Origin of the sequence: Verrucosispora sp. WMMA2121 (assembly GCF_027460185.1) — a bacterium.
GTDB classification, from domain to species: domain Bacteria; phylum Actinomycetota; class Actinomycetes; order Mycobacteriales; family Micromonosporaceae; genus Micromonospora; species Micromonospora palythoicola.
The window spans coordinates 1,576,562-1,599,790 of the sequence record NZ_JAPZBH010000004.1; the positions used below are offsets into that span (position 1 = coordinate 1,576,562).

Annotated in this window: 18 protein-coding genes; 11 read left to right on the forward strand and 7 right to left on the reverse strand. The window is 73.1% G+C overall.

The features are described 5' to 3' along the window. Positions 1-11: 11 nt before the first annotated feature. Positions 12-1,412 (reverse strand): type VII secretion integral membrane protein EccD, encoded by a 1,401-nt coding sequence (gene eccD, locus O7605_RS08030; RefSeq protein ID WP_269738573.1) that lies wholly within the window; start codon positions 1,410-1,412, stop codon positions 12-14. 100 nt (positions 1,413-1,512) lie between these two features. Between eccD and eccCa the strand changes: the two genes are divergently transcribed. The 3 genes from eccCa (at position 1,513) to O7605_RS08045 (ending at position 7,646) form a co-directional block, all read left to right on the forward strand. After that, positions 1,513-5,451 (forward strand): type VII secretion protein EccCa, encoded by a 3,939-nt coding sequence (gene eccCa / locus O7605_RS08035; protein ID WP_269738574.1) that lies wholly within the window; start codon positions 1,513-1,515, stop codon positions 5,449-5,451. A gap of 73 nt (positions 5,452-5,524) precedes the next feature. Further along, a complete protein-coding gene (mycP, locus tag O7605_RS08040) occupies positions 5,525-6,847 on the forward strand; it encodes a type VII secretion-associated serine protease mycosin (RefSeq protein WP_269738575.1) in 1,323 nt (440 codons plus the stop codon). 79 nt (positions 6,848-6,926) lie between these two features. Further along, a complete protein-coding gene (locus O7605_RS08045) occupies positions 6,927-7,646 on the forward strand; it encodes a phosphatase PAP2 family protein (RefSeq protein ID WP_443083887.1) in 720 nt (239 codons plus the stop codon). Between the two features lie 15 nt (positions 7,647-7,661). Here the strand turns inward: O7605_RS08045 and O7605_RS08050 are convergent, their stop codons facing one another. The 6 genes from O7605_RS08050 to O7605_RS08075 form a co-directional block, all read right to left on the reverse strand. Further along, the gene (locus O7605_RS08050; RefSeq protein ID WP_269738576.1) at positions 7,662-8,840 is read right to left on the reverse strand and encodes a MarP family serine protease; all 1,179 of its coding nucleotides are present in this window, start codon (positions 8,838-8,840) and stop codon (positions 7,662-7,664) included. Positions 8,841-8,903: 63 nt separating this feature from the next. Beyond that, on the reverse strand, positions 8,904-9,635 hold the full coding sequence (locus O7605_RS08055; RefSeq protein WP_269738759.1) for an NUDIX hydrolase: 732 nt from the start codon (positions 9,633-9,635) through the stop codon (positions 8,904-8,906). A gap of 5 nt (positions 9,636-9,640) precedes the next feature. Further along, a complete protein-coding gene (locus O7605_RS08060) occupies positions 9,641-10,249 on the reverse strand; it encodes a TlpA family protein disulfide reductase (protein WP_269738577.1) in 609 nt (202 codons plus the stop codon). Next, positions 10,246-11,025, reverse strand: a complete 780-nt coding sequence (gene nth, locus O7605_RS08065) for an endonuclease III (protein ID WP_269738578.1) — start codon at positions 11,023-11,025, stop codon at positions 10,246-10,248. The genes O7605_RS08060 and nth overlap by 4 nt, the downstream gene beginning before the upstream one ends. A gap of 55 nt (positions 11,026-11,080) precedes the next feature. Then, positions 11,081-12,226: a CapA family protein gene (locus O7605_RS08070; RefSeq protein WP_269738579.1), complete on the reverse strand. Its 1,146-nt coding sequence runs from the start codon at positions 12,224-12,226 to the stop codon at positions 11,081-11,083. A gap of 58 nt (positions 12,227-12,284) precedes the next feature. Further along, positions 12,285-12,947 carry an adenosylcobinamide amidohydrolase gene (locus tag O7605_RS08075; RefSeq protein ID WP_269738580.1) on the reverse strand — a complete coding sequence of 221 codons (663 nt, stop codon included), beginning with the start codon at positions 12,945-12,947 and terminating at the stop codon, positions 12,285-12,287. Positions 12,948-13,167: 220 nt separating this feature from the next. Here O7605_RS08075 and O7605_RS08080 point away from each other — a divergent pair, with 220 nt between their 5' ends. From O7605_RS08080 to O7605_RS08115, 8 genes are all read left to right on the forward strand, one after another. Beyond that, positions 13,168-13,845, forward strand: a complete 678-nt coding sequence (locus O7605_RS08080) for a Crp/Fnr family transcriptional regulator (RefSeq protein WP_013736306.1) — start codon at positions 13,168-13,170, stop codon at positions 13,843-13,845. Positions 13,846-13,964: 119 nt separating this feature from the next. Next, complete coding sequence (locus O7605_RS08085; RefSeq protein ID WP_269738581.1) at positions 13,965-14,585, forward strand: TetR/AcrR family transcriptional regulator; 621 nt, start codon at positions 13,965-13,967, stop codon at positions 14,583-14,585. 25 nt (positions 14,586-14,610) lie between these two features. Continuing rightward, positions 14,611-15,411: a TIGR03084 family metal-binding protein gene (locus O7605_RS08090; RefSeq protein WP_269738582.1), complete on the forward strand. Its 801-nt coding sequence runs from the start codon at positions 14,611-14,613 to the stop codon at positions 15,409-15,411. A 43-nt stretch (positions 15,412-15,454) separates the two neighbouring features. Further along, positions 15,455-17,161 (forward strand): acyclic terpene utilization AtuA family protein, encoded by a 1,707-nt coding sequence (locus O7605_RS08095; RefSeq protein ID WP_269738583.1) that lies wholly within the window; start codon positions 15,455-15,457, stop codon positions 17,159-17,161. Then, complete coding sequence (locus tag O7605_RS08100; RefSeq protein ID WP_269738584.1) at positions 17,158-18,369, forward strand: acyl-CoA dehydrogenase family protein; 1,212 nt, start codon at positions 17,158-17,160, stop codon at positions 18,367-18,369. The genes O7605_RS08095 and O7605_RS08100 overlap by 4 nt, the downstream gene beginning before the upstream one ends. Further along, positions 18,366-19,967 (forward strand): acyl-CoA carboxylase subunit beta, encoded by a 1,602-nt coding sequence (locus O7605_RS08105; RefSeq protein ID WP_269738585.1) that lies wholly within the window; start codon positions 18,366-18,368, stop codon positions 19,965-19,967. Before O7605_RS08100 ends, O7605_RS08105 begins: the two co-directional genes overlap by 4 nt. A 58-nt stretch (positions 19,968-20,025) precedes the next feature. Continuing rightward, entirely contained in the window at positions 20,026-22,047 is a 2,022-nt protein-coding gene (locus tag O7605_RS08110) for an ATP-binding protein (RefSeq protein WP_269738586.1), read from the forward strand. Beyond that, the gene (locus tag O7605_RS08115; RefSeq protein WP_269738587.1) at positions 22,044-23,207 is read left to right on the forward strand and encodes an acyl-CoA dehydrogenase family protein; all 1,164 of its coding nucleotides are present in this window, start codon (positions 22,044-22,046) and stop codon (positions 23,205-23,207) included. The genes O7605_RS08110 and O7605_RS08115 overlap by 4 nt, the downstream gene beginning before the upstream one ends. Positions 23,208-23,229 lie beyond the last annotated feature (22 nt).

Below are 23,229 nucleotides of genomic sequence, written 5' to 3' on the forward strand. Positions count from 1 at the left end.
CCCGGGGACGCTCAGCCGAGCAGCCCCCGGGCCCGTCCGTAGAGGCCGAGCACCGCGCAGGCGACCGGCACCACCGAAACCACCAGCAGGGTGTCGGCCAGGTCGGTGACCCGTCCGACGTACGGGGAGACCGGCCGGCGGGCGTACGTCGTGCCGACCGCCACCACCAGCAGCGCGACCAGCAGCCCGCCGGCGACCAGGATCAGCCGGACCGCCGCGTCGGCCGTTCCGGCCAGTACCCCGCCGAGGACCGCGTACCCAGCCAGGCCGGCGAGCACCGGCGCGATCCGGTGCTGGACCGTGGTGAAGAGCCGGGCACGTAGCAGCAGCACCGTCGAGGTCACCCCGACCAGCAGCCAACCGGCGACGCCCCCGGTGCCGACGAGGATCACGACCGCGCCGACGGTCAGCACGGCCTGGCCGATCAACATGCCGGTGAGCATCTCCTCGGTGCGGGCCACCGCCGCCCGCACCCGACCCCGATCCGGCAGCTCACGGGCCCGATCCGAGTCGTCCGGCGGATCAGTGGGCAGGGTGATCGGCGGCAACGGCACCCTGCCCAGCCGGATGGCCAGCAGCGGAGCGGCCCCGACGGCGAAGGTCAACGCGCACAGCAGGACAGCGGCCGCGCCGGCCGGCTCGAGCAACAGGCCACCGAGGGCGGCCGATCCGGCCCCCGCGCCCACCACCGCGCCGGCCACGAAGACCCGCAGTCGGGTGGCCACCCCGAACAGCCCCAGCACCGAGACGAGCAGCAACCCCATCGACCCGGCGAGCAGCTCGGGTGCGCCCATCCAGCGCAGCGCGCCGACCGGCCCGACCGGATCGCCCGAGCTGACCGCGAGGGCACCGGCGAGCGCCGCGTAGGGCAGCGCGTGACCGCCGACGGTGGCGCCGGCCGGCCCGTCGCCCTGTGCGCGGGACAACACGGTGCCGGCCAGCACCAGCAGGCTCGCCACCACCGTCGCGGCCGGCCAACCGGCGGGGTCGCCGGGCCCGGCGGCGGCCAGGGCGAGCAGGCCGACGGTGAGCGGGACACCGGCACCGGCGAGGGCCGCCGTCCGGGTGGCACCGGATGACCAGCCTCCGCCCCGCTGGCGGGCGGCGTCGGCGAGGGCCTCCACCACGTCGTCGTACTCGAACTCCGGCCACTCGGTGCGCGCCGGCACCAGGTGCAGCACCTCACCGTCGCGGACCCCCTGAGCGGCCAGCGCCTGCCCGCCAACCAGCACGGTGCCGTCGGCTCGCCGGAGCAACCAGCCGCCGTGCTGTTCTCCGTCGTCGGCGAGCCCCTCACCGGCGTGGCGCAGCACCTCGGGCAGCAGCTCGGCGAGCGGCATCTGCTCCGGTAGCGCCACGTCGACCCGCCGCCGGGGCGTGCTGACGGTGACCCGGGCGAGCCCGACTGCCATCGACTCATCTCCATCCCGAGAGGGTCTGCTGCTGCGCGGACGACAGGACTTTACCTACCATGAGCCAGGCTCGGGTCACCGTGCGCAGTCGGGAGGTCGAGTGTCCACTGTCGTCATCCGGCGGCCGGCACGACGCCCGGCGCCCGACATACCCGTGGGTGACCTGCCGCTGCCGGCGCCCCCGGAGCTTCCGGCCGGCACCGGCACCCGCTGGCACCAGCTGCTGATGGTGCTGCCGATGCTCGGCGGCACGGTCGCGATGGCGATGATGTTCGGCCGCGGCGGCGGGACGTACGCGTACGTGGTCGGCGGCATGTTCGGCCTCTCCTCCCTGGCGATGCTGGCGACCTCCTGGGGCAGTTCCTCCGGCAGCCCGACGAAGTCCGAGATGATGACGGCCCGCCGGGAGTACCTGCGGCAACTGGCCGCCCTGCGTCGGCAGGTTCGGCAGACCGTGGAGCGGCAGCGAGCCGGCCTCTGCTACCGGCACCCCGATCCGTCACGGCTCTGGTCGACGGTGCACAGCCACCGGCTCTGGGAGCGGCGGCCGGCGGATCCGGACTTCGCGGTGGTCCGGGTCGCCGTCGGGCCGCAGACCCTGGCCACGCCGCTGGTGCCGCCGGTCACCCGCCCACCGGAGGAACTGGAGCCGATGACGGCGGGCGCGCTGCGCCGCTTCCTGGACGCGTACTCGGTGGTGCCGGAGCTGCCGGTGGCCCTCTCGCTGCGCAGCTTCGCCCGGGTCTTCGTCCGGGCCACGCCGGTCGGCCCCACCGGCTCGCCGGCCGCGCAGGCGCTGGCCCGGGCCGTGCTCACCCAGCTCGCGGTCTTCCACGCCCCGGACGAGTTGCTGGTCGCCGTCTGTGCCGGGCCGGAACGACGCGGCCGCTGGGAGTGGGTCAAGTGGTTGCCCCACGCCCAGCACCCCACCCGCGCGGACGCCCTGGGTCCGGTGCGGCTGGTGGCCAGTTCCGTGGCGGAGCTGGAACGGCTGCTCGACCAGGTGCTGGCCAGCCGGTCGAGATTCAGCCCGGTCGGGCCGGCCACGGACGGGCCCCATCTGGTGGTCGTGTTCGACGGCGGCGACGTCACCGGTGCCACCGAACTGGTCGGGGACGGCGGCATCGACGCGGTGACCCTGATCGACCTGGACACCCCGCCGCCGCGTCTGCTCGACCGGTTCTCACTGCTGCTGGAGCTGCGGAACGGTCGACTGCACTCCCACTCCCGCGACGGGTCGGCCGAGGTGGGCGCGGCCGACACGCTGGAGATCGCCGAGGCCGAGGCGGTGGCCCGCCGGCTGGCACCACTGCGGCTGGCCGCCACCAACGGCGCCGACGCCGCGCCCGGTGTCGAGCCGGGTCTGCCGGAGCTGCTCGGCATCGGTGAGCCGGAGGACTTCACCGCCGAACAGGGGTGGGTGTCGAGATCGCCGCGGGACCGGCTGCGGGTACCGATCGGCGTCGGCCCGGACGGTGGCGCGGTCGAGTTGGACCTGAAGGAGTCGGCGCAGGGCGGCATGGGCCCGCACGGGTTGCTGATCGGCGCCACCGGCTCCGGCAAGTCCGAGCTGCTTCGTACGCTGGTGCTCGGGCTGGCCGCCACCCACTCCGCCGAGCAGCTCAACGTCGTCCTCGTCGACTTCAAGGGTGGGGCCACCTTCGCGCCCTTCGACCGCCTGCCGCACACCGCCGCCGTGATCACCAATCTGGCCGACGCGTTGCCGCTCGTCGACCGGATGGTCGACGCGATCAACGGCGAGCTGGTCCGCCGGCAGGAGCTGCTGCGCCGCGCCGGCAACTTCGCCAGCCTGCGCGACTACGAGCGGGCCCGGGCGACCGGCAACCCGCTGCCCCCGCTGCCGTCGCTGCTGCTGATCTGCGACGAGTTCTCCGAGCTGTTGTCGGCCAAGCCCGACTTCATCGACCTGTTCCTCCAGATCGGCCGGGTGGGCCGGTCGCTCGGGGTGCATCTGCTGCTGGCGAGCCAGCGGCTGGAGGAGGGACGGCTGCGCGGGCTGGACACTCACCTGTCCTACCGGATCGGTCTGCGGACCTTCTCCTCGCTGGAGTCTCGAACGGTGCTCGGGGTGCCCGACGCGCACGAACTGCCCCCGACGCCGGGGCACGGCTTCCTGCGCTTCGGCACCGAGCCGCTGCGCCGGTTCAAGACCGCGTACGTCTCCGGCCCGGTGCGGCGGCGGGCACTGGCGGCCGACGCGGCCGGTACCGAACGTCCCCGGCTGCTCGTCTTCTCCACCCACGTCACACCGGTGCCGCAGCCACCGGCCCCACCGGCTGTCGAGGACGAGACGGACGACCCGCGGACGCTGCTGCGTCTGCTTGTCGACCGGCTGGCCGGGCAGGGCGCGCCGGCGCACCAGGTGTGGCTGCCGCCGCTGGACGCCGCCCCGGCCCTGGACGAGCTGGTCGGTCCGCTCACGGTCGACCCGGTCCGGGGGCTGACCGTCGGCAATCCCGAGCTGCACGGTGCCCGCCAGGTGCCGGTGGCTGTCATCGACCGGCCCTTCGAGCAGCGCCGCGACGTGCTGTGGTTGGCGCTGGACGGCGCCGCCGGCCACGTCGCGGTGGTCGGCGGTACGCAGAGCGGCAAGTCCACCGCGCTGCGTACGCTGGTCTGCGCGCTGGCCCTCACGCACACCCCGACCGAGGTGCAGGTCTACTGTCTCGACTTCGGTGGTGGCGGGCTCGCCTCGGTGCGTGGCCTGCCGCACGTCGGTGGGGTCGCCGGTCGGGCCGACCCCACCGGCGTGCGCCGTACCGTCGGCGAGATGTCCACCCTGCTCGCCGACCGGGAGCGCCGCTTCGCCGAGCTGGGCGTGGAGTCGATGGCCGCCTGGCGACAGCGACGCGACAGCGGCACCGACGCGGGCGGTATCGACGTGTTCGGCGACGTGTTCCTCGTCGTCGACGGGTGGACGACCCTGCGCGGCGAGTACGAGGACCTGGAGCCGCTGATCACCGACCTGGCGACCCGGGGGCTCTCCTACGGCGTGCACGTGGTGGCCACCGCGGTGCGTTGGCTGGACTTCCGACCGGCCATCCGGGATCTCTTCGGCTCCCGGCTGGAACTGCGCCTCGGTGATCCGTCCGACTCGGTGGTGGCCCGGCGGGCGGCGGCGCACGTGCCGGAGCGGACCCCGGGGCGGGGCATCACCTCGGCGGGCCTGCACTTCCTCACCGCGCTGCCACGGACGACCGGCACGGACACCGCTGAATTGGTGAAGCAGGTCGGTGCCGCGTGGACCGGTCCGGTCGCGCCGCCGGTCAGGCTGCTTCCGGCCGTGCTGCCCTACGCCGACCTGGACCTCGACGCCACGACAGGGCTGCGGATTCCGGTCGGTGTCGCCGAGGCGGACCTACGGCCGGTGGTGCTCGACTTCGCCACCGAGCCACACCTCGTGGTCTACGGCGACGCCGAGAGCGGCAAGTCGTCGTTCCTGCGCGCCCTGGCCACCTCGATCGTCGCCCGGTTCACGCCGGAACAGGCGCGGGTGATCCTGGTGGACTACCGACGCAGCCTGCTCGGCGTCATCTCCACCGAACATCTGATCGGCTACGGCACCGCCGCGGCGCACAGCGCCGACCTGGTCGAGTCGGCCGCCGGTTACCTGGCGGACCGCGCACCGGGCCCGCAGGTCAGCCCGACGCAGTTGCGGGAGCGGTCGTGGTGGTCCGGCCCGGAACTGTTCGTCTTGGTCGACGACTACGACCTGGTGGCGAGTGGGCCGGCGAACCCGCTGCGGGCGCTGGAGGAACACCTGCCGCACGCCCGCGACGTCGGACTGCACCTGGTGCTGGCGCGCCGCACCGGCGGTGCCGCCCGTGCCCAGTACGAGCCGCTGGTGCAGCGGTTACGGGAGCTGTCCACCTCGGGCCTGGTGCTGTCGGGCAGCCCGGAGGAGGGGGCGCTCGTCGGTCCGGTCCGTCCCGGTCCGCTGCCGCCCGGGCGCGGTCGGCTGTTCACCCGACGCGAGGGCGTACGCCTGGTTCAACTGGCTCACCTGCCGCCACAGTGACGCCGACTCCACGGAACGTCCCTGTAGGCGGGTCGAAACCGGTAATCTCCGAACGTCATGTGTCCTGCGACGAATGGCTGAGGATGTGACCAGGCTGCGGCACCGTGGCCCGGCGAGGGCCGGGCGGTTCGCCCACCGCGCGCTGCTCGCGACGGCCGCCGCCGCGCTGTCGGCCGCCATCGCGGTCGTGCCCGCGTCCGCCGTACCGGTCCAGGTGTCTCCGGTCGGCACGCCGGTGGCGCACAACCCCGACTCGGCGCGCCGCGCCGACCAGGTCCGCGACGAGCAGTGGCAGCTCGACAAGCTGGGCGCGCGGACCGCTTGGCGCACCTCGACCGGGCGCGGTGTGATCGTGGCCGTGATCGATTCCGGGGTGGACGGTTCCCACCCGGACCTGACCGGCCAGGTGCTACCCGGGATCGACCTGGTCGCGCCGAGCGGGGCGGCCGAGGCGGATCCGGTCGGGCACGGTACGACGGTGGCCGGCCTGATCGCGGGGCGCAACGACGACCGCCGCGGCGTGGTGGGGCTCGCGCCGGACGCCCGCATCCTGCCCGTGCGGGTGCTGGACGCGGAGAACCGCTACGACGACGCGCTGATCGTCGCCAAGGGTGTGCGTTGGGCGGTCGACAACGGCGCGAAGGTGATCAATCTGTCGCTCGGCGGCAGCGGTGACAGCGCGGCGCTGGCCGCGGCGATCGACTACGCCTTCGCCCGGGACGTCGTGGTGGTCGCCTGCACCGGGAATCTCGCCACCTCGCCCGAGGCGAAGGTGTGGTACCCGGCCCGCGAGCCCGGTGTCATCGCGGTCTCCGGCCTGGAGCGCAACAGCGACAACCTGTGGAGCGGCGCGATCACCGGTCGGGCCACGGTCCTCACCGCCCCCGCCAGCGGGCTGGTGGGGGCTCGTCCCCCGGGCGGCTACTGGCGGGTGCAGGGCACCAGCTTCGCGGCGCCGCTGGTCGCCGCGACCGCCGCCCTGGTGCGATCCCGCTATCCGCAGCTGTCCGCCGGTGACGTGGTCAACCGGCTGTTGGTGACTGCCAGGGACATCGGGCCCACCGGTCGGGACGAGCGGTTCGGGTTCGGTCTGGTGGACCCGGTCGCGGCGTTGACCGCCGAGGTGCCGTCGTCGTACGAGAACCCGCTGGACGACAACGACCCGCCCGGAGTGACCGGCTTCGGTCCCGCGCCCGGCTCCGCGACGACGGGCGATCCCGACGCCGAACAACTCGGTCTGACCGGCTCCGGGCAGGAGACCCGGTGGCGGGCCCGGGCCGCCGGTTCGCCGGACGACGCCGGCTCGGAGCGGCTCTGGATCGGCTTGGCCATCCTCGTCGCGCTGCTCACCGGTGCGGTGTTGATGCTGCGCCGGTTCCGGCGGTCGTACCGCTGACCGACCGTCGCTGACGTCAGCGCGGCATTTTTCGCGCATCTGCCGGGATGGGCCCGGCCAGCGGGGTACAACGATCGCCGTGGGCACCTTCGAGCGAGTCGGTCCGACGGCTCCCGCCGACCCCGACGATGCCGGACGGCCGGACGACCGGCCGGCCGCACGGTCGGCACACGCCGTCTCCGGCGTGTTGCTGGTCGCGCCGTTCGCCCTGCTCGCGACGCTGGTGCTGAGTGACTGGCCGCCGCTGCGCCGACTCGACCTGGCGATCACGACTCAGCTGCACGGATACGCTCTGGATCACCCGGTCTGGGTCCGGGCGATGAGCCTCTGGACCGACCTCTTCGCACCGATGCCCCTGCGGGCCGCCGCGTTGGTCCTGGTGGTCTGGCTGGCCCGCGACGGTGCCCGGCGGCTCGCGGTCTGGGCCACCACCACAATGGTGTTCGGTGGTCTGCTCGGCCCCCTGCTGAAACTGCTCGTCGGCCGACGGCGACCGGATCTGCCCGACCCGGTGGCGCAGGCACCCGGGCTGGCGTTCCCGTCGGGTCACGCGCTGAACGCGATGCTCGCCGCCGGGATCCTGCTCGTGGTGTTCCTGCCCCGGACCCGGCCCCGTTCCGCGACCCGTACGGCGGTCTGGCTCGGTGCGCTGACGATCGCCCTGGTGACCGGGTTCAGCCGGGTCGCGCTCGGCGTCCACTGGAGCAGCGACGTGCTGGCCGGATGGCTGCTCGGCGCGGCGGTGGTGATCGCCACCTTCGCCGCGTTCGCCGGGTGGCCCCGGCGTCGGTCGAGCTGACCTGGCAGCCCCTCGTCAGGTGCAGTCGCCGGTGTCGGTGCCCCGGGTGCGTTCGGCACCGGCCAGCGCCACCGGGCGGGCCTCGGCGGCGGTGACCGCGAACCCGGTGTTCGGGTCGTCGGCCGCCGCCGCGAAGATCACCCCAAGCACCAGGCCGTTCGAGGAGACCAGTGGACCGCCCGAGTTGCCGCTGCGGACCAGGGCCCGGATCGTGTAGATCTCCCGGTTCACGTTCCCCGACGAGTAGATGTCCGGCCCGGTGATCCGGTCGACGTCGCGGATCCGCGCCGACTGGGCGTTGTACGGCCCGTCCAGCGGGAAACCGAGCACGATCGCGTCCGCCCCGGTGGAGGCGTTCCCGGCGGCGAACCGCATCGACGGGCCGGGCAGTCCGGGTACGTAGAGCACGGCCAGGTCCCGGTCGGGGTCGTAGACGACAACCTCGCCCTCGTACCGGTCGCCGCCCAGTTCCACCGCGACCGAGCGGGTGCCGGCGACCACGTGGGCGTTGGTCATCACCCGGTCGTCGGCGTACACGAAGCCGGACCCCTCGATCCGGCGCGAGCAGCTCGGTGCGGACCCGAGCACCTTCACCACCGAGCGCTGGCCACTGCTCACCACCTCGGAACCGGCCAGTGCCGGGTCGGGTGGCTCGACCTGCCGGGCCTGGGTACGCCGCAACCCGTCGAAGACGTCCGGGAAGCCGTTGGTGTCGACGGTGTCGCGCAGCGCGGTGGAGAGCTGCTGAGCCTGGTCGGGCAGCACCCGGTCCACCACGTTGAGCAGCGCGCTGCTCCGCACGGAGGCGGCGAGCCAGGGCAGCGAGGAGGAGCCGAGCGGCACGGCGACCAGCCAGGCCACCAGCAGCACCGCGAAGAGCGAGACGAACGCGCCACCGATGTCGTCGGCACGCCGTCCCACGTCGCTGGCGATGGTGCGGCGCAGGTGCGAGCCGAGCCAGCCGGCCAGCGCCTGGCCCACCACGGCGAGGCCGAAGATGGCGACGAGTGAGATCAGCACCCGGGTGCCGCTGTCCACGAACTGCTGGGCGAACATCGGGCCGAGCTGCAGGCCGATCAGGGCGCCCAGGAAGAACCCGGAGAACGAGAGCACCCCGATGACGAACCCCTGTCGGTATCCGCTGATCGCGAACACGAGCATGAGCAACAGCAGGACGAGATCCACGGCCGACACGGCTCAAGCGTACGGGGCGGGGGCTCACGCGAAGACGATCGCTTGCGGAAGGTGACGGTCAGATCAGCGCAGGGCGCTCTCGTCGGCCTCGTCGGTGCCGGCCGACGGGGCGGGTGCGGCGCCGACCGGGGGAAGATCGATCACTCGCCCGCGCGGCCACGGACGGCTCCAGCCGCCCATCTCCAACAGCGCGGCCAGCACCCCGGCCGTGAAGCCCCAGACCAGCATCCCGCGTACGGAGAAGGCCGGACCGACCCAGCCGCTCGAGTGGCGTACCCGGACCCGGTTGTCCGGGTCGACCAGCTCGGCGATCGGCAGCCGGGCGACGTGCGCCACCTCGGCCGGCTCCCGGGAGTCCACCGGGTGCGGTGCGTGCCACCAGGCGAGCACCGGGGTCACCACGAAGTCGCTCACCGGTATCCACAGCCTCGGCAGTTGGGCCAGCACGGTGACGCTGGTCGGGTCGAGCCCGACCTCCTCGTTCGCCTCGCGCAGCGCGGTGGCTGCGGCGTCGGCGTCCTCCGGGTCGGCCGCGCCGCCGGGAAAGGCCGGTTGACCGGCGTGGTTGCGCAGGGTCGCGGCCCGTTGCAGCACCAGCACGTCCGGGCCGGTGGCGGCGTCCTCGCCGAGCAGCACCAGCACGGCGCTCTCCCGGCCGCCCTGGTCCGGCGTACGCAGTTGGGTGAAGTCCTCGGTGCGCGCGGTGCCGAGCCGACCGAGCAGCGGGTCCAGCCAGTCAGGCACCGGCCGTGACGCGCCGGCCGCCTCCCGGCCCGGGCTCACGCCGGCTGGCACCTCGCTCACGCCGGTACCGCGATGCCGAGGTGCTGCTTGACGAGTTCGGCGAGTTGGGCGTCGTCGAGGGCACCCGACGTGTCGATGTACCGGACGCCGCCGTCGGCACCCACGAACACCGTCATCGGGAACGCGCTGCGTTCCAGGGCCCGCTGGAACGCCTTGCCCTGGTCGAACAGCATCGGGAACCGTACGCCGAAGTCCTCGCCGATCGACTGCGCGGCGCTGCGGCTGTCCTGGGTGTTCACCCCGATGACCCGCAACTGCCCGTCGGCGCGTTCGTGCAGCCGCTGGAAGGCGGGGAGTTCCTTGCGGCAGGGCGGGCACCAGGAGGCCCAGATGTTGACCACGGCCGGTCCCCGGATGTCCCGCAGGGCGACCGGCGTGTCACCGGTGAAGCAGGTGAGGGTCAACTCGGGCAGCGGGTCACCCGTCGCCTCGTCGTCGCCGGGACCGGCCGGGCCTTCGGTGAGGTCGGCGCAGCCCTCGAACGGGGAGGGACGGGCGGCCACCGTGCCCTGCCCGGCCGGCCGGGGGGCCTCGCGGTCGGCGGTGCAGGCGGTGGCGAGCACCAGCAGCAGCGGCAGGGTCAGCAGCGCGAGCCGGCGGTTCACGGTGCCTCCGCCCGCACCGCCTGCGCCGGGACCAGCTCGGGGTCGACTCCCGCGGCGGTCGCGAGGTCACGGGCGCGGGGGCCCTTGAGCAGCTTCGCGGCAGCGGCGGGTTCGGTCGGTCCGGTGCCGTACGAGGGGCAGAGCTTCGCCAGGGTGCAGGCGCCGCAGGCGGGCTTGCGGGCGTGACAGACCCGGCGGCCGTGGAAGATGATCCGGTGCGACAGCATGGTCCAGTCGCGCTTCGGGAACATCGCGCCGATCTCGTGCTCGATCTTGACCGGGTCGGTCTCGGTGGTCAGCTCCCAGCGCCGCACCAGCCGCTGGAAGTGCGTGTCGACGGTGATGCCGGGCACGTCGAAGGCGTTGCCGAGGATGACGTTCGCGGTCTTGCGGCCGATGCCGGGCAGGGTGACCAGGTCCGCCAACCGGTTGGGTACCCGGCCGTCGTAGCGCTCGACCAGGGCCTGGCCCAACTGGATCAACGAGGTGGTCTTGTTGCGGTAGAAGCCGGTCGGCTTGATCATCTCCTCGACCTCGCCGCGATCCGCCCCGGCGTAGTCGGCGGCGGTCGGATAGCGGGCGAAGAGTTTCGGAGTGACCTCGTTGACCTTCTTGTCCGTGCACTGGGCCGACAGGATGGTCGCGACGGCCAGTTCCAGTGGGCTGCCGTGGTCGAGTTCGCAGTGCGCGTCGGGGTGTGTCTCGGTCAGCACACGGCCGATCCGCCGCGCGCGACGGGTGCGTCCCAGGTCGGTCTCGGTAGCGCTTCTGGTCACGACGGCCAGCCTACGTCGCCGGTCCGACCGGCTCGGACGCCTGTGCCGCCGGAGATCAGTCCGCGTCGGGCGGGCTGATCTTTCCGGAGTCGGTGAACCGGGCGCCGGTCTTCGCGAAGTCCAGCTCGGTGAGGTCCCGGAGCAGCCCCAGACCACGGTCGTCGGGGTCGATGGTGGGCTTGCGGGCCCCGTCCATGTAGGTGGAGGTGAAGGACCCGCCGGCCCAGGTGCCGTCCGCTTCGAGGGACACCTTGAGCACGCCGCCCCAACCGAGTCGGCCGTTGTTGCTCAGCGAGTTGCCGCCGCCGGCGAAGTTGCCCAGGCTGTAGGCGATCAGCCGGCCCTTGTAGAACTCCATGCCGCGCAGTACGTGCGGTCCGTGCCCGACGATCAGGTCGGCCCCGGCGTCGATCATGGCCCGGGAGAACTTGATCGGGTCGCCCCGGTTCTCGCCGAGGAACATCTCGGTGCCGGGCCGCACCCGCGTCATCTCCGATCCCTCGGCCCCCATGTGCACCTGCACCACGACGATGTCGGCCTGGTCGGCGGCTTTCTTGATCACCTTCTTCGCGGCCGGAATGTCGGTGAGACTGTTCGACCACTGGTACGACGAGAAACCGGCGACGGCGACCTTGACGCCCTTCACCTCGACGACCGTGATCTGGTCGGGCGCGCCGGTGTGCTCCAGCCCGTGCTCCTCCAGCGCCTTCTGGGTGTTCTCGTAGCCCTTCGGCCCGAAGTCGTACCCGTGGTTGTTGGCCTGGTTGAGCAGGTCGAAACCGGCGTCGGCGAGATGGGCGGCGTACTCCGGCGGAGCCCGGAACTGGAAGCAGCGGGTGGAGTTGGCACCGCACTTGCCGGTGCCCGTGTCCACCGTCAACGGCTCTTCCAGGTTGCCCATCACCAGGTCGGCGGCGAGCGCCTTCTTCACCGAGTTGAAGAAGCCCTTGCCGTTGTTCGGGGGCAGCCGGTCGGGCGCCATGGCCATCACGATGTCGCCGGTGGCGGAGAGGGAGATCTTCTTGACCTCGGGGGCGGCCGATTCGACGGGTGCCCCCTCGCCGCCGCCCGTGCCGGGCTGCCAGAGCGGACCCTCGTCGGTGCCGGCGCAGCCGGCGAGGAGCAGGGCGGCGAGCAGCACCCCCAGCGCGGCGAGGGGGTGGCGGCGGGGGCGGGGCGTGGCGGGGGCGGCAGCGTACATCGTGCGCGACCCTACCGGGCGGATATCGCGGAATCGACCGCCGATCGGGTGGGTAGTTTCAGCCCCGGAGCCGATCCGACCATGGGACGACGGTCTCGCGACCCGTCGCCAGCACGGCGGCGTGCACCGCCCGGGCCAGCGGCGCTCCCCAGGTGGAGCGCGGTCCGCCGTAGGCGTTGACCGGCCCGTCCGGTGGGCAGAGCACGGCGACCGCGTCCGTCGGCGTACCGGTGCCGGGCAGCCCCAGCTCCGCGATCGCCTGCGCCTTGGCCTCGGTGGCCGTGGCGACCACGTTGACGAGCGCCGCGTCGCCGAGGCGCGCCGGCACGTACGCCACGATGTTCACCGTGCCGACCGGCTGCGCCGGTGCCGCCACGCTCGGCGCCGCCGCCGGCACCGGGGTACCGAGCCCGACGGTGGCCCAGACCTGCACGCCGGTGTCGGTTCGCCGCGCCACCTCGGCCACGTCGACCCCGGTCAGCAGGCCCACCCCGGGCCCGTCCAGGCCGAACTCCCGGGCCAGCTCGGCCAGGTGGTCGGCGGGGTCGTTCCGGTCGTACGACATGGGCACCGTCGCGTTCAGCACCCACCGGCGTACGCCGATGCCACCGCCCAGCGGCGCGGAGCTGACCGCCAGCAGCGGTCGCCCGGCACGCCAGACAAGCACCGGAATGTCGCGTTCGTCCTCGCGCCGGGTGGTCAGCAGGGGCTCGGGCAGCACGGGGTGACCCTACGTCCGGGTCCTCGCCCCGCCGCTCCCGGCCTGACCAGGCGCGGGATTCTAGATGGTGATCACGACGGGCACGTTACGCCCAACGATCAAGATTCCAGGGGTGCGCCTCTGATTCCTGCTCACGTGCGCCTAGACTGGTCGGCGCGCGAGGGATCAGCGGACGGCGGACCCAGGCCGAGCAGACGGCACGCGCAACCGGAGGTGCGCGATGGATGAGGTACTGGCCCGCAGCGGGATCTTCCAGGGTGTCGACCCGGAGGCGGCCGAGGCGCTCGCCAAGGAGATGGAGACGATCGAGGTCCGCAAGGGCGAGGTCGTCTTCAACGAGGGCGAGCCCGGCGACAGTCTCTACATCCTGCTGTCCGGCAAGATCAAGGTTGGCCGCCGGGCAGCGGACGGACGGCAGAACCTGATCGCCGTGATGGGTCCGTCGGACATGGTCGGCGAGCTGTCGCTGTTCGACCCGGGTCCGCGTACGGCGACCGCGACCGCGGTCACCGACAGTCGGCTGGCCCGGCTGCGCAAGCAGGCGCTGCGGCCGTGGCTCAACAACCGCCCGGAGATCGCCGAGCAGTTGCTGCGGGTGCTGGCCCGCAGGCTACGCCGGACCAACGACGCCCTCGCGGACCTGATCTTCACCGACGTGCCCGGCCGGGTGGCCAAGAACCTGCTCCAGATGGCCGGGCGCTTCGGCACCCGCGACGGCGGCGTGCTGCGGGTGACGCACGACCTGACCCAGGAGGAGATCGCCCAGCTCGTCGGCGCCTCCCGGGAGACGGTGAACAAGGCTCTCGCCGATTTCGCCTCGCGCGGCTGGCTCCGCCTGGACGGCAAGAGCATCATCATCCTCGACCCGGAGCGTCTGGCCCGCCGGGCGCGCGTCTGACCCTCGACGACAACTCACCTGCGCGGTGCCGGCGGACCTTCGTCGGCACCGCGCAGGCGTTCGTGGCTCTTTAAAAAGTCAGTCTTGACTGTTTGTTTCGTGGACGGCAGGCTGTCCGCATGCCCGCCGCATCGACCCGCGTGCCCCAGCAGGAACGCAGTCGCGCCACTCGGGCCCGGTTGCTGGAGGCGACCGTCGACTGCCTGGTCGAGCACGGCTGGTCCGGCACCACCACCACCGTGGTGGCCGCTCGGGCCGGCGTCTCCCGGGGCGCCCAACTGCACCACTACCCGACCCGGACCGCCCTGGTGACCGCGGCCGTCGGGCACCTCACCGAGCGGCGAGCGGCCGAGTTGCGGGCCGAGGCCGACGCCCTGCCGGCCGACGCCCACCGGCTGGACCGGGTGGTGGACCTGCTCGCCGCCGCCTTCACCGGGCCGCTCTTCGTCGCCGCCCTCGAACTCTGGGTGGCCGCACGCACCGACGCCGAGCTGCGGACCGCCCTGCTGCCGCTGGAAGCCCGGATCGGTCGGGAGATGCACCGGCTGACCGTCGAACTGCTCGGGGTGGACGAGCGGCGCCCCGGCGTACGCGAGGCGGTGCAGGCCACCCTGGACCTGTTGCGCGGGCTCGGCGTGGCCAACCTGCTCAGCGACGACTCGACCCGCCGCACCGCGCTGCTGCATGTCTGGAAGACCCAGTTGACCGCGCTGCTCGCCGCCACCGACACCGCTCCCTGACCGGCCCCACCCGCCCGGAGGCACCATGGTCGACCTGACCGCCCTGCTCACGGATCTGGCCACCGAGTCCGAGCAGCTCGACGCGCTTGTCGCGCCGCTGCCGCCGCAGGAGTGGCAGCGACCAACTCCGGCGGCCGGCTGGACGATCGCCCACCAGATCGCCCACCTGGCCTGGACGGATCACGTGGCCCGGCTCGCCGCGACCGACACCGACGCCTTCTACGCCTCGGTGACCGCCGCACCGGACCCTGGCCGGCTGGTCGACGACGGCGCGGTGGCCTTCCTCGCCCCGCCCGCCGTCCTGCTCACCCGCTGGCGGGAGGGCCGGTCGGCACTCGCGACAGCCCTGGCCGCCTCGCCCGCCGGAGAGAAGCTGCCCTGGTACGGAACCCGGATGTCACCGGCCTCTATGGCGACGGCCCGGATCATGGAGACCTGGGCGCACGGCGAGGACGTGGCCGAGGCGCTCGGCGTCACCCGGGCCACCACCGACCGGCTGCGACACATCGCCTACCTCGGCTTCCGTACCGTCGGGCACAGCTTCGCCGCCCACGGCCGGGCGGTGCCCACGGTGCCGGTCCGGGTGGAGCTGACCGCACCCGGCGGGGAGAACTGGACCTTCGGCCCGGCGGACGCCACCGACCGGGTGACCGGTCCGGCGCTCGACTTCTGCCTGCTGGTGACCCGGCGCCGGCACCGCGCCGACACCGCTCTGGTCGCCACCGGGCCGGTCGCCGACGGGTGGCTGGACGTCGCCCAGGCCTTCGCCGGCCCGCCCGGCACCGGCCGCGCTCCCCGCACGACAGCGTCGGGAGCGCAGCCGTGAACGCGCGACGTGGCCACGCGACGGCGACCCGGGGGTGCCGCCGATGAGCGGCGTGCTGCGGGTCGGCAACGCCTCCGGTTTCTACGGTGACCGGTTCTCCGCCTGGCGGGAGATGCTCGACGGCGGCGGGCTGGACGTGTTGACCGGTGACTACCTGGCCGAGTTGACCATGCTCATCCTGGGCCGGGACCGGATGCGGGACCCCGATCTGGGCTACGCGAAGACCTTCCTCCGGCAACTGGAGGGCTGTCTCGGCACCGCGCTCGACCGGCGGGTCACGCTTGTCACGAACGCCGGTGGACTCAACCCGGCCGGGTTGGCCGCCGCGATCCGCACCCTTGCCGACCGGCTCGGGCTGCCCGTCCGGATCGGGTACGTCGAGGGCGACGCCCTGGCCCGGCCGGACGCGCTGACCGCGAACGCCTACCTCGGTGCGTTCGGCATCGCGGCCTGCCTCGACGCCGGGGCGGACGTGGTGGTGACCGGCCGGGTCACCGACGCCTCGCTGGTCGTCGGCCCGGCCATCAACCGGTTCGGCTGGGGGCGCGGCGACCTCGACGCGCTGGCCGGCGCCACCGTCGCCGGGCACCTGATCGAGTGCGGGGCGCAGGTCACCGGCGGCAACTTCAGCTTCTTCACCGAGTTGCCCGACGGCGGGCGGCGACCCGGATTTCCGGTCGCCGAGTTGCGCGCGGACGGCTCGGCGGTGCTCACGAAGCATCCCGGCACCGGCGGCGCGGTCACCGTCGAGACCGTCACCGCGCAGTTGTTGTACGAGGTGGGCGGGCCGGCGTACCTGGGCCCGGACGTGGTCACCCGGCTCGACTCGGTCCGGCTGAGCCAGGACGGTCCGGACCGGGTGCTCGTCAGCGGCACCCGGGGCACCCCGCCACCGGACACGCTCAAGGTGGGCGTGAACAACCTCGGTGGTTTCCGCAATTCCATGACGTTCGTGCTCTGCGGGCTGGACATCCCGGCCAAGGCGGAGCTGGTCCGGGAGCAGTTGACCGGGGCGGTCGGCCCGGACGGGTTGGAGTTCACCCTGGCCCGTACCGACCACCCGGATGCCGCCGACACCGAGACGGCCAGCGCGCTGCTGCACGTGCACCTGCGCGACGGTGACCGGACGCGGGCCGGACGGGCGTTCTCCGCGGCGGCGGTCGAGCTGGCCCTGGCCTCCTACCCGGGCTGCACCCTGACCACCCTGCCCGGCGACGCCACCCCGTACGGCGTCTTCACCGCCGACGCCGTGCCGCAGGCGGCGGTCGACCACGTCGCCGTGCTCCCCGACGGCACCCGGATGCCGATCGATCCGCCGCCGGTGACCGGGACGGTCGTCGGCGAGCCGGCGGCCGAGGTGGCCGGGCCGGCGGCGACCGGTCCGACCCGGCGGGGCCCGCTGGGTGAGGTGGTCGGAGCGCGGTCGGGTGACAAGGGCGGCGACGCGAACCTGGGGGTCTGGGCGCGTACCGACTCGACCTGGGCCTGGCTGCGTGGCTGGCTCACCGTGGCGCGGCTGGCGGAGCTGCTGCCGGAGACCGCTCCGTTGACCGTTGAGCGGTACGAACTGCCGAACCTGCGCGCCGTCAACTTCGTGATCCGGGGACTGCTCGGCGCCGGGGTGGCCGCCTCCACCCGGTTCGACCCGCAGGCCAAGGCCCTCGGCGAGCTGCTCCGCTCGCGGATCGTCGACCTACCGGTCGAACCGGCGGCCGGCGACGCACCGGTCGGCCGGGAGGTGCGGTCGTGACGATCGTGGACACTCCCGAGCGGCGGCAGCTGCGGGAGCTGACCCGCGCCTTCGTGACCCGGGAGGTGCTGCCGCATTTGGCCGACTGGGAGCGGGCCGGCGAGGTGCCCCGCCAGTTGCACGCGACGGCCGCCAAGACCGGCCTGCTCGGCATCGGCTTTCCCGAGGCGGTCGGCGGCAGCGGCGGTGACCTGCTCGACTCGATCATCGTCACCGAGGAGATCATCCGCTCGGGTGGCTCGTCGGGGCTGGTCGCCGCCCTGTTCACGCACGGCATCGCGCTGCCGCACATGGTCGCCGCGGCGGGGGCCGGCTCGGGCGGCAAACTCCCCAGACGATCCGGCGACGCCCCCGGCAGCGTCGACCCGACCGGCCGGGAGCACGACCTGATCGACCGGTACGTCCGGCCGACCCTTGCCGGTTCGATGATCGGCGCGCTGGCCATCACCGAGCCCGACGGCGGCTCGGACGTCGCGGGCATCCGCACTCACGCCCGCCTCGACGGCGACCACTACGTGGTCAACGGCGCGAAGACCTACATCACCAGCGGAGTCCGGGCGGACTTCGTGACCACCGCGGTCCGTACCGGCGTACCGGGCGGCGGGGAGCTGAGCCTGCTGGTCATCGACAAGGGCACCCCCGGCTTCACCGTGGGTCGACGGTTGGACAAGCTCGGTTGGCACTGCTCGGACACGGCCGAACTCTCCTTCGTCGACGTACGCGTGCCGGTGGCGAACCGGATCGGCGAGGAGGACACCGGTTTCCTCGCGATCATGCAGCAGTTCGCGGCCGAACGTCTCTCCCTGGCCACCCAGGCGTACGCCATCGCGCAGCGCTGCGTCGAGCTGGCCGTCAGCTGGTGTCGCGACCGGTCGACCTTCGGCCGGCCGCTGGCCAGCCGGCAGCTGGTCCGGCACCGGCTGGCCGAGATGCACACCCGGGCCGAGGCGGCGCGGGCGTACGTGCACCAGGTGGCCGCCCGGGTGGCCGCGGGCGAGCCGGTGGTGACCGAGGTGGCGATGGCGAAGAACGTGGCGGTCTCGGCCGCCGACCGGGTCGTCGACCAGGCCCTGCAACTGCACGGCGGCTTCGGCTACCTGCGCGACGCCGAGGTGGAGCGGCACTACCGCGACGCCCGGATCCTCGGCATCGGCGGCGGCACCACCGAGATCATGAACGAGATCATCGCGAAGGGAATGGGCCTTTGAGCACACTCGACACCGCGATCGACCCGTCCTCGCCGACGTTCCGCGCGAACCGGGACGCGCTGCTGGACAGCCTCGCCGAGCTGGACGCCGCGCTCGACACCGCCCGGGCCGGCGGCGGCGAGAAGTACGTGGCCCGGCACCACCGGCGCGGCAAGCTGCTCCCCCGCGAGCGCATCGAGCTGCTGCTGGACCAGGACAGCCCGTTCCTCGAACTGTCGCCGGTCGCCGCGTACGGCACCGACTTTCCGGTCGGGGCCAGCGTGGTGACCGGGATCGGCGTGGTCGAGGGCGTGGAGTGTCTGGTCGTCGCGAACGATCCGACGGTACGCGGTGGTGCGGTGAACCCGTGGTCGTTGGCGAAGACCCGGCGGGCCGGCGAGATCGCCCTGGCCAACCGGCTGCCGATGGTGAACCTGGTCGAGTCGGCCGGCGCGGACCTGCCCACCCAGGCGGAGATCTTCATTCCGGGTGGCCGGGTGTTCCGCGACCTGACCCGGCTCTCGGCCGAGAAGATCCCCACGGTCAGCGTGGTCTTCGGCAACGCCACCGCCGGTGGCGCGTACGTGCCCGGGATGTCCGACTACACGATCATGATCCGGGACCGTTCGCAGGTCTACCTGGCCGGGCCGCCGCTGGTCAAGATGGCCACCGGTGAGGACGCCGACGACGAGTCGTTGGGCGGCGCGGCCATGCACGCGACGAAATCCGGCCTGGCCGACTTCCTCGCCGTCGACGAGCGCGACGGCATCCGGTTGGCCCGACAGTGCGTACGCCGACTCAACTGGCGCAAGCGGGGTCCGGCGCCGCGCAACCCGGTGCCGCGAGCACCGAAGTACGACCCGGAGGAGCTGCTGGGCATCGCCAGCGCCGATCTCAAGGTGCCCTTCGATCCGCGCGAGGTGCTCGCCCGGGTGCTCGACGGCAGCGAGTTCGACGAGTTCAAGCCGGCCTACGGCACCGCGCTGGTCACCGGCTGGGGCGAACTGCACGGGTACCCGGTCGGCGTGCTGGCCAACGCCCGGGGTGTGCTGTTCAGCGAGGAGGCGCAGAAGGCGACGCAGTTCATCCAGCTCGCCAACGCCGCCGACACCCCGCTGATCTTCCTGCAGAACACCACCGGCTACATGGTCGGCACCGAGTACGAACAACGCGGCATCATCAAGCACGGCGCCCTGATGATCAACGCGGTGTCGAACTCGACGGTGCCGCACCTGACGGTGAACCTGGGCGCCTCGTACGGCGCGGGCAACTACGGCATGTGCGGCCGGGCGTACGAGCCGAGGTTCCTGTTCACCTGGCCCAACGCCAGGTCTGCGGTGATGGGGCCGGCGCAGTTGGCCGGGGTGCTGTCCATCGTGGCCCGGCAGGCCGCCGCCGCGCGGGGCCACGAGTTCGACGAGGACTCCGACGCGGCGATGCGGATGATGGTCGAGCAGCAGATCGAGTCCCAGTCCGGCGCGCTGTTCCTCTCCGGTCGGCTCTACGACGACGGGGTGATCGACCCGCGGGACACCCGTACCGTGCTCGGCCTGTGTCTCTCGGCCGTCCACAGCGGACCGGTACAGGGCGCCGACGGCTTCGGCATCTTCCGGATGTGAGCGCGAGGAACGCAGCGAAGCGGAGTCCCGCAGTCGCGAACGAGAGGAGATACAGCAGGTGATTCGGAAGCTGCTGGTCGCAAACCGGGGGGAGATCGCCCGTCGGGTCTTCGCCACCTGCCGGGCGCTCGGGATCGGGACGGTCGCCGTGCACTCGGACGCGGACGCCGACGCGCCCTTCGTCGCCGAGGCCGACCAGGCCGTCCGGCTGCCCGGTAACGCGCCCGCCGAGACGTACCTGCGCATCGATCTCATCCTGGACGCGGCCCGCCGTTGCGGGGTGGACGCCGTCCATCCCGGCTACGGCTTCCTCGCCGAGAACGCCGAGTTCGCCACGGCGGTCGCCGACGCGGGCCTGACCTGGGTCGGCCCGCCCGCGAAGGCGATCGCCGCGATGGGGGACAAGCTGGCCGCCAAGGCGCTGCTCGCCGAGGCCGGCGTACCGATGCTGCCCACCTGGACCGACCCGGGGCAGGTGACGGACTTCCCGGTGCTGGTGAAGGCGTCCGCCGGGGGCGGCGGGCGCGGCATGCGGGTGGTCCGCGACGCCGCCGGGCTCACCGAGGCCGTGGCCGGCGCGCGCCGCGAGGCGGCGTCGGCGTTCGGCGACGACACGGTCTTCATCGAGCGGTACGTCGAACGGGGCCGGCACGTCGAGGTGCAGATCTTCGGCGACAGCCTCGGGACGGTGGTGGCGCTGGGCGCGCGGGACTGCTCGATCCAGCGCCGTCACCAGAAGATCGTCGAGGAGGCACCCGGCGTCCTGGCCGACGAGGTGCGGGAGCGGCTGCACGCGGCGGCGGTGGCCGCCGGACGAGTGGTCGACTATGTCGGGGCCGGCACGGTCGAATTCCTGCTCGCGCCCGACGGGGAGATCCACTTCCTGGAGATGAACACCCGCCTCCAGGTGGAGCACCCGGTCACCGAGCTGACCACCGGGCTGGACCTGGTGCGGCTGCAACTGCTGGTCGCCGAGGGGGCACCGCTGCCGGTGGCCGCGACGCCACCGGCCACCGGACACGCGATCGAGGTACGACTCTGCGCCGAGGACCCCGCGCACGGGTACCGACCGGCGACCGGCACCCTGCACCGGTTCGCCGTACCCGGCGTGGCGGCCGAGTTCGGGCCGCTGGCCGCACCCGGCCTGCGCCTGGACTCCGGCGTGGTCGACGGGTCGGCGGTGAGCATCCACTACGACTCGATGCTCGCCAAGGTGATCGCGTGGGCACCCACCCGCGCGGAGGCGGCCCGGGCCCTGGCCGGTGCGCTGGCCCGCGCCGAACTGCACGGTGTGGCCACCAACCGGGATCTGCTGGTCCGCGTCCTGCGCAGCCCGCAGTTCGCCGCCGTCGACATCGACACCGGTTTCCTGGACCGGCACCCTGCGGTCTTCGAGCCGATCCTGCCCGCCGCCGAGGTGCCCCTGGTCGCCCTGGCCGCCGCGCTGGCGTCGGCCGCCGCTCGCCGGGCTACCGCCCCGGTGCTGGCCGGCCTGCCCTCGGGCTGGCGCAATGTGCCCGCCTTCCCGCAGGTCGTCCGGTTCGCCGGCGCGGACGGCGACGAGATCGAGACCTGCTACCGGCTGGACCGCTCGGGCAGCCTCGCCGAGTGGTCGGTTTCTCCCGCCGCCTCCGCCGGCACCGCCTCGGGGACCGACACCGGGCCGGCGACGCTGGCCGTCGAGCTGGTCGAGGCGTGCCCGGAGCGGGTCGTGCTCGATGTCGACGGGGTGCGGCGGGCCTACCGCGTACACCGGGTGGGGTCGCGGGTCTTCGTGGCCGGTCCGGACGGGGCGACGAGCCTGACGGAGCTGCCCCGTCTCCCGCTGCCCACCGCGGAGCTGGCCGCCGGGTCGCTGCTCGCGCCGCTGCCCGGCACGGTGGCCCGGGTGCACGTCCAGGTCGGTCAGCGGGTGGCCGCCGGTGACCTGCTGCTGACCCTGGAAGCGATGAAGCTGGAACATCCCGTGCTCGCCCCCACCGACGGTCTGGTCACCGAGCTTCCGGTGCCGGCCGGCGGTCAGGTCGACACGGCCGCCGTGCTGGCCGTGGTCACCCCCGATGAGGAGTCGCCGTCGTGAACTTCGATCTCACCTCCGAGCAGGACCAGCTCCGCGACGCCGTGCGGGCGTTGGGCCGGCGGTACGGCCACCGGTACTTCGTGGACAAGGCGAAGGCCGGCGAGCACACCACCGAGCTGTGGCAGGAGGCCGGCCGACTCGGCTACCTCGGCGTCAACATCCCCACCGAGTACGGCGGCGGGGGCGGCGGCATCACCGAGCTGGCCATCGTCTGCGAGGAGCTGGCCGCCGCCGGCTGCCCGCTGCTGCTGCTCGTGGTCTCCCCCGCCATCGCGGCCACCGTCATCAACCGACACGGCACCGAGGAGCAGCGCAAACGCCACCTGCCCGGGCTGGCCGACGGCTCCCAGAAGATCGTCTTTGCGATCACCGAGCCGGAGGCCGGTTCGAACTTCCACCGCCTCGCCACGGTGGCCCGCCGCGACGGTGACGACTGGGTGCTGTCCGGCCGCAAGTGCTACATCTCCGGCGTCGACGAGGCCCAGTTCGTCCTGGTGGTGGCCCGGACCGAGGATTCCTCGACAGGAAAGTTGAAGCCGGCGCTGTTCATCGTGCCGACCGACGCGGCCGGGCTGACCCGGTCCAAGCTGGACATGGAGATCGTCTCCCCGGAGAACCAGTTCCTGCTCTACCTGGACGAGGCGCGGCTGCCCGCCGACGCGCTGGTCGGCGGGTCGCTGGACGCCGGGCTGCCGGCGCTGTTCGCCGGGCTCAACCCGGAGCGGATCACGGTCGCCGCGATGGGTGCCGGCACCGGCCGGTACGCCATCGAACGCGCCTCGGAGTACACCGCGACCCGGAAGGTGTGGGGCGGCCGGACGATCGGCTCCCACCAGGGAGTGGCACATCCACTCGCGCACGCGGCGGTGCAGGTGGAGCTGGCCCGGCTGATGATCCAGAAGGCGGCGGCACTCTACGACGCCGGCCGCGACCTGGAGGCCGCCGTCTCCGCCAACATGGCGAAGTACGCGGCCGGTGACGCCGCCGCGCTCGCCGTCGACACGGCCGTGCAGGCGCTCGGCGGCGCCGGCATGACCACCGAGTACGGCGTGGCCACCCTGCTCGGTGCGGTACGGGCCGGTCGGATCGCCCCGGTCAGCCGGGAGATGATCCTCAACTTCGTCGCCCAACACGTGCTGAGCCAGGACAAGTCCTACTGACTCGCCCCTTCACCCGATCGGA